Raw genomic sequence first — 7,022 nt, 5'->3', positions numbered from 1 at the left:
GCCGCACGATGAAGAGCAAAAGTTAGCATGATCGTTACCATGTTCGGGAGTCACATAGGAGATCAGATCCTGGAAATCGGGAAAAGTGCCAATCAGTTCACAATATTTGTGTATAAGAGTCAGGCGCCAAAGGTAAGCAGTTAGCCAAGCATTACGGATTGACTAAAATTGAAGGAAACATATGTCATTAATCAATTGGGATGAATATTTTGCGAAAGCAAAATGGGACGAAATACACAATAAATCCCCTTTTCTTAGCAATAGAAGATTACCCTCATTGGTTTTAGAAAATGAGGGCATTGCTTATCTTTCTTCACTTGACTTGGATTGTCATATTACTGATGTAAATTTTTTATTAAGGATGATGAAAGAAATTAAGTCGTCGTTTCATGAGCACCTAGGGAGAAAAGAATATTTTAAAGCAGCTGTTGCAGAGGCAGACTTTTATATGCTGCAACAGCTTCTGTCTAATCAAGGCGAGGGAAGCTTAACCTCACTTGAAGATGAGGATGAATAACCCATCATTTAAGCCACATAGGTTTAATTAGCCGTAAGGCGTGATCGGACATTCGCGTAAATCCATTCCCCCGCTATAACGGCTATCCATATTTCCCCTCTGACAAATGCCGCTGACTCACGGAAATACCGGAACAGCGGCATCTCGATCGTCCGATTACGCTTCGCTAATCGAACCTACATGGGACGGTAATATGTGGGATATGCAGGTTGGCGCGGGTCTGCCAATCCGACACGATCGCCATAATCATAATCACCACAAATAAAAGAGCCGCCCTTATGGGCGGCTCTTGGTATCAGCGATGGATGGCTGAATCGTCTTGTTACCGAATCGTCTTTTTACTGAATCGTTATTGGGCCTTGGGCGGTTCAACAACAGCGGTGGCCGCCGGTTGGTCATTTTCCTTGATCCAGGCATCCAGCAGGGTGTAGCCCACCGCCAGCCCGTAGGTTCGATTAGCCGTAAGGCGTAATCGGACGTTCGCGTAAATGGGTTCTCCCGCGATAACGACCACTCTCATTTCCGCTCTGGCAGGTGCCGCTGACTCACAAAGACAACCGGGATAACGGCCTCTCGATCGTCCGATTACGCTTCGCTAATCGAACCTACATGGGACGGTAATATGTGGTGAATGCAGGTGGGTGCGGATCAGCCAATCTGACGCCATCGCCATCAATCACGATCGTCAAAAACCAAAGAGCCGCCCGATGGGCGGCTCTTGGTATCAGCGATGGATGGCTGAATCATCTTGTTACTGAATCGTCACTCGGCCTTGGGCGGTTCAACAACAGCGGCGGCCGCCGGTTGGTCATTTTCCTTGATCCAGGCATCCAGCAGGGTGTAGCCCACCGCCAGCACCACAGGGCCGATAAACAGACCAATGATCCCCATCGCCAGCAGGCCGCCGATAACCCCCACCAGAATAAGGATCAGCGGCAAATTGGCGCCACGCTTGATCAGGAAGGGGCGCAGGAAGTTGTCCATGGTGCCCGCAATCAGTGACCACACCAGCAGGAAGGTGCCCCAGGTGGTGTCGCCGCTCCAGTAGAGATAACCGACACAGGAGATCAGCACCGGGAAGGGGCCAATCTGGGCGACGATCAGCAGGAACATCACCACCACCAGCACCATGGCATAGGGGATGCCGGCAATCAGCAGGCCGATCCCGGCTACCGAAGATTGCACCAGGGCGGTGACCACCACCCCCATGGCCACGGCGCGGATCGCCTGGGAAGCGAGCACTGTGGCATTGTCACCGCGCTCCCCCGCCAGCCGGTGGGCGAAGCGGCGGATCCCGTCAGCTGCCTTCTCACCCGAGTGGTAGAGCACACCGCAGATACCGACCGTCAGCAGGAAATGGACGAACAGCAGCCCCAGATTGCCAGCCTGAGAGGCGAACCAGCGGGCGGTCTGGCCAAAATAGGGAGCCAGCTTGGCAAACAGCACCTGACCACCACTCGCCAGAATTTGCTGCCAGAACTCATAGAGCTTGTCGCCCACCAGCGGGATCTGTTGCAGCCAGAGCAGCTCCGGTGGCGGTGAGTGACTGATACTGGTGCCCAGCTCGATCAGCATGGGCGCCTTCTCTGTCACATTGGCCAGCGTCATGAAGAGCGGAATAACGAACATCAGCAGCAGCACCAGCGTCATGAACATGGCCGCCAGCGTCCGTTTGCCCCACAGCAGCCGCTGCATCATCAACATCAACGGCCAGGTGGCGATGGTGATCATGGTGGCCCACACCAGTGCGGGCAGGAAGGGGCGCAGCACCAAGAAGCACGAGATGATGAGGATGCTGAGAAACAGCACCCCCAGGGTTATCTTGGCCAAATCCACTTTTTTCATATTCATAACAATCCCTTGTCGGGGCCTGAGCCCTTGGGTAGCGAGTCGGAGTTCATGAGTGAGAGTATCCACCAGAGGCCGGCGCTCAACCAGAGCCCCAGGCAACAATAGAGTAGCCACTGGCCTAGCAGGATGAGCCAGGAGCTGGTCAGCCAGCATGGCAGTGCCCACAGCAAGGCCCCAAGGGGCAGGCTGCCGAGCAGGGTGATCGCCAGGGTGTGCCAGGTTTTTCGCCGCTCTCGCGGCAAGGGTAGTCGCATGCCCAGGGTCAGACCCAGGCTGAACATGGCCAGGCCTGCCAGTGCCGAGGATTGGCTCCACCAGGTGGCCAGTGCGCAGATGAGGGTGAGCCCGCCCCAGATCCATGGCCGGGCAGCCATGCCGGACAAACCGGGACTGATCGTCAGCATCAGGGCGCCCAGCACCAATCCCGCCGCCACATCCGACAGGAAGTGGACGCCGAGCCAGACCCGGGCCAACCCGGTCAGGGTTGCCAGCAGCAGGGCCAGCACGGCGCCGCGCCAGGGGTTGGCGGGCCAGCACCACCTGAACAGCAGGCCCCAGAACAGTAGCGCCGAGGCGGCGTGACCGCTCGGCATGCCAAAGCCCTGGGCGCTCCCTTGTGTCAGTGCGGGATCGAGATGGAAGGGTCTGGGCCAGCCGAGGCCCTCTTTGGCGACCTGGATCAGCAGGGTAAGGGTCAGCATGGCCAGCAACAGCTGACGCAGACGGGACCAGCCCAGCCACGGCAGCAGCAAAGGTAGCAGGGCAAGCTGAAAGGCGGCTGAACCAAACAGATTGCTGGCATCAAGCCAGGGCGCCCTTGCCCCGATCCACTCCTGCCAGCGTTGTATCAGCGGGAGTTCCGCCCGGTGCAGTGCATTGCCTTCGCCGCTGAAATCTGGCAGCCACAGAACTGGGCTGTCGGGGATGTCAGCCAGTTGGGGGGCCAGCCAGTCGAGCTGCGTCGGAAAGCGGCGCTGCCCATCAGGCAGCCGGGATGGCTCTATCAGCCTGGCGTTGAGGATTTCGCCACCCAGGTTGGGGGCTTGCAGCAGGGAGACGAAGCCAGAGCCAGTCTGCGCCCGGATGGGTTCCAGCGTCTGGCAGGCAAACAGGGCGGCGCGCTGCCATGGTCCCAGCTCGGCGATGATCTGGCCTCGCAGACCTGTCTCTTCAAACAATTCGCGCAGCGCCGCCTGCCGGGGCGTCTCCCCTGCATCTATGTAACCGCCGGTCAGGCTGTAGCGGGAGGAGATCCTGTCCTGCACCAGCAGCAGCTGTTGCTGATATTTGATCACGCAGACGGCAGCCGTGGGAGTGGCCAAGACAGGCAGTGTCAGCAGCAGGGCGCAGAGCAGTAAAAAACAGGAGCGGAGCATGGTGCCTGAGCGTTGGGGGACTATGAGCGCAAGGGTCACAGAAATCAGATAGTGGGGCAATGGTTTCCTGCGTGGGTCCACCGGCTGGCGGGTTGGGCACTGGCCTTGCCTGCGCACAAGGATTGCCCTGTGGTGAGGCAGTCCCTAGTATTGGCAGCTATGTTATTTTCATGCAGCAAACCTTGGGACCTTCCATGAAACAGTTTGGTTTTTTTCTGGGCATCGCCATCGGCGTCATTCTGATACTGTTCGGCAGCATCGTCATCTTCCAGGCCCTGCCCGCAGCCCTGGACGTGCTGGAGATGCCGAGCCGCATCCCGTTCGTGCGCGAGGTCTACACCTGGCTGATGACCAGCGCGAGCGGCCTCACCAGCCAGCTGGAGCAGAATTTCCTGGAGGCGTTCCAGACGGTCCTCAAGCTGATACTGCTGATCACCTTCATGTGGGTCTGCGTCAAGCTGGTCAACATGGGCGTGCTGATCATCCGCGCCGGGGTGGATCTCATCCGCACCGCCATAGAGCACAGCGAAGGCTCCCAGACCAAGAAGTCCGATCACGACCGCGACTTCCAGTAAGCAGGCGATGTGATGAAGCAGGCCACCCCGGGGTGGCCTGCTTGCATTGTGCCTTTACTCGATCCGCGGCAGGTTATCTGCTGGCAGGGGCTGCACCACATCCTGATAGCGGGCGATCAGCTGTTTGAAGGCCTCCCCCTTTCTGACCTTGTCGAGCGCCTCTTGCAGGCGGGCGACCTGTTGTTTGTCAGCCGCCGGGTTGAAGGCAAAGCAGTTGTCCTGCTCCGCCAGAATCGCGACGGTGACAAAATTTTCGCTGGGAAAACCCATTTCTTTTGCCTGATGGCGCAACATCACCTCGTTGCCCGCCACCAGATCGGTACGGGCCATGATGAGCTGGCGTACCACCTGATCCATCCGCTCCACCGCCATCAGGTTGGCGGGGCTGATACCCCGGTTGAGCAGCAGTTGCTCTCCTACATCTGCTTGCATGACGCCGATCTGCAACTTGGCGAGATCGGCTTTGCTGCTGACGCTGGGCGCATCCGTCTTGCGGCCAACCAGCGCTACCCGCGAGTGGCTGATGGGGCAGACCCAGAGGAAGTGGGGGGCCCGCTCTTTGGTGTGGGCCGTGGTAAACAGCACGGCCTCTTTCTGCTGGGTCAGCAGATACCAGCCACGGGCCCAGGGCAGAAAGTGGATCGGTTGCTCCGGCTCACCCATTTCCAGCCACATCAGGCGCAGCAGCTCGACTGCCAGGCCAGTGGGCTGGCCATTTTTATCCTGACCATTGATCGGCATATTTTGCTCGGAATAGTAGATAAGTGCCGGAGCCGGGAGTGCGATAAACAGAACGAGAGAGGCGAGGACAAAGAGCAGATGGCGCATGATGCACTCCTTGTGCAGGTTGGTTACCTAACAGTCTATGTGGCCTTTGTCACAAGTTCATGGCCCGGTGGCGGGATAAAACAACAGGCCACCTTGCGGTGGCCTGTCGGTTTATTTAAGCAGGGCTTCCATCTCGGCTTCTGCCTTGGCCCGGGCTTTGGCTTCCGCCGCGCTGGCCGCATCGGCGATACTTTCGCCTGCCGTATGGGATGCCGCGCTGGCGCTGCTGACGGCCTGCTTGGCAGGAGCTGCAACGGTCTTGGTCGCTTCTTGCGTCACGGTCGCGGCAGCGCTGCTGGCGGTCTGCTTGGCGGGGGTGGCAACGGCCTTGGCCGCTTCTTGCGTCACGGTCGCGGTAGTGCTGCTGACAGTCTGCTTGGCAGGAGTAGCAACGGCCTTGGTCACTTCTTGCGTCACGGTCGCGGTAGTGCTGCTGACAGTCTGCTTGGCAGGCGTGGTAACGGCGGCTGTGGCACTCTTGGCTGCGTTGTTGACGCCATTGGTCGCGGCCTGAGTGGCCTCTTCGGCAAGCTTGCTGGTGGTGCCACTGATCACTGTGCTCAGGGCGTTGCCAAGGGAGAAGGGGGCGGCGCCGGTCAGGGCATTGGCCGTCGGGATGACCTGACTGTCCGGGTTCTGCCAGCCCTGCATGGCCGTTGGCCAAAGCGGGGCTGTGCCCGCCAGGTTTTCGCCAAAGGCCTGGGTGGTGCCATCCCCTTTTTGCAGCAACACAGACAGCTGGTTAGTTTGCGAGTTCCACACCATGCCCGCCTGCTTGGCAACGTCCGGTACGGGGGCGTAGCGGGAGACCACGTAGAACAGCGGGCCCTCCTGCTGCAGCTCGTTGGCTGTCTTGAGCAACTGCATGGTGCTGTCGTAATTGGGGCCCAGAATGTCGGTCATCCGATCCTTGATCAGGGGCTGTTCAAACAGATTGACCTCGTTCGGGTCAAAACCGACCAGCGGCTTGAGCAGGGCCCACATCAGTTGACTGGTAGGGCTCATCATCAAGAGGGGGGCGACGCAGGCGGACAGCGTCAGGCTCAGGCAGGCAGCCTGAAGCAATGGCATGATACGCATTGGGATAATATCCAAATAACGATTTGATAGATAAGGTTATATGTTGTCTGGAAACGACAAATTCACCGGAAGTTTGCGCGTGGCAGCGAGAGCCTGCCCGCAGGCGCTGGCAGGCTACCATATTGGCTCCACAATGCCAGCAGGCAGTATGATGGCCAGTCAAGTAAACCCCGGGAGTGGTCGATCCATCGAGAGTGCCCCACAACAAAACAGGATCTACCCATGAGAAAAATATTGCTCTGCCTGCTGGCCTCCTGCTGGTGGATGTCGGCTTTGGCCGCCACCCACACCACTATCGCAGGGGAGAGAGCGAGCCCCAAGCTGGTGCTGCCGCTGGGGTCGTTGCCGGAGCGGGTCTGTTGGTATCAGGATCAGAAATATTCCCTGGGTGCCCGGATTAAACAGGGCGATAGCTGGCGGGAGTGCAGCCCGCAGAACGCGCAGGAGAGCAACGGGCCTCTGGCCTGGCGGGAACCTGAAAGGGCGTCGAATGTTGCCGATAACGCGGCCAGGAGCAGCACCATTACCGTGGGCCAGTGAGGCTTTTCTTGATCCAGCTAAAGACATGGACGTGACCTCTATCGCATAATGCGGCTCTTTTCCTCTCTTGGCTGGAACCTAAGAAATGGCTCGTCGCTCTTCCAATGCACAACGTCGTCGCAGTAGCTGGTGGTACAAACGCTTGTTGGCAAGGGAGCGGGAAGAGCGCGAAGCACGTTCCGTCCGGGATTGATAACGTATTGAAAAACGGAGCCTCGGGCTCCGTTTTGTATTTATCACCGCAGATGGAACTCG

Annotated in this window: 7 protein-coding genes; 3 read left to right on the top strand and 4 right to left on the bottom strand. The window is 58.4% G+C overall.

All coding sequences use genetic code 11. The annotated features are described in order from the left end of the window. The first annotated feature begins 181 nt into the window (after positions 1 to 181). Positions 182 to 517 carry a hypothetical protein gene (locus GWQ22_RS20490; protein ID WP_275931487.1) on the top strand — a complete coding sequence of 112 codons (336 nt, stop codon included), beginning with the start codon at positions 182 to 184 and terminating at the stop codon, positions 515 to 517. 762 nt (positions 518 to 1,279) lie between these two features. Here the strand turns inward: GWQ22_RS20490 and ydiK are convergent. Together ydiK and GWQ22_RS20480 are read right to left on the bottom strand one after the other, a co-directional pair. Continuing rightward, the gene (gene ydiK, locus GWQ22_RS20485; protein ID WP_212513938.1) at positions 1,280 to 2,368 is read right to left on the bottom strand and encodes an AI-2E family transporter YdiK; all 1,089 of its coding nucleotides are present in this window, start codon (positions 2,366 to 2,368) and stop codon (positions 1,280 to 1,282) included. Then, the gene (locus GWQ22_RS20480) at positions 2,365 to 3,744 is read right to left on the bottom strand and encodes a phosphatase PAP2 family protein (protein WP_275931486.1); all 1,380 of its coding nucleotides are present in this window, start codon (positions 3,742 to 3,744) and stop codon (positions 2,365 to 2,367) included. Before GWQ22_RS20480 ends, ydiK begins: the two co-directional genes overlap by 4 nt. A 194-nt stretch (positions 3,745 to 3,938) precedes the next feature. Here GWQ22_RS20480 and GWQ22_RS20475 point away from each other — a divergent pair, with 194 nt between their 5' ends. Next, on the top strand, positions 3,939 to 4,319 hold the full coding sequence (locus GWQ22_RS20475; protein ID WP_275931485.1) for a hypothetical protein: 381 nt from the start codon (positions 3,939 to 3,941) through the stop codon (positions 4,317 to 4,319). A gap of 54 nt (positions 4,320 to 4,373) precedes the next feature. Here the strand turns inward: GWQ22_RS20475 and GWQ22_RS20470 are convergent, their stop codons facing one another. Then, complete coding sequence (locus GWQ22_RS20470; protein WP_275931484.1) at positions 4,374 to 5,147, bottom strand: transporter substrate-binding domain-containing protein; 774 nt, start codon at positions 5,145 to 5,147, stop codon at positions 4,374 to 4,376. A 111-nt stretch (positions 5,148 to 5,258) separates the two neighbouring features. Further along, a complete protein-coding gene (locus GWQ22_RS20465) occupies positions 5,259 to 6,227 on the bottom strand; it encodes a hypothetical protein (protein ID WP_275931483.1) in 969 nt (322 codons plus the stop codon). Positions 6,228 to 6,491: 264 nt separating this feature from the next. Here GWQ22_RS20465 and GWQ22_RS20460 point away from each other — a divergent pair, with 264 nt between their 5' ends. Next, positions 6,492 to 6,767: a YnjH family protein gene (locus GWQ22_RS20460; protein WP_275931488.1), complete on the top strand. Its 276-nt coding sequence runs from the start codon at positions 6,492 to 6,494 to the stop codon at positions 6,765 to 6,767. Positions 6,768 to 7,022: the final 255 nt, after the last annotated feature.

This window comes from Aeromonas sp. 1HA1 (assembly GCF_029237385.1).
Taxonomy (GTDB): domain Bacteria; phylum Pseudomonadota; class Gammaproteobacteria; order Enterobacterales; family Aeromonadaceae; genus Aeromonas; species Aeromonas popoffii.
This window is presented reverse-complemented; position numbering and strand designations above follow the sequence as displayed.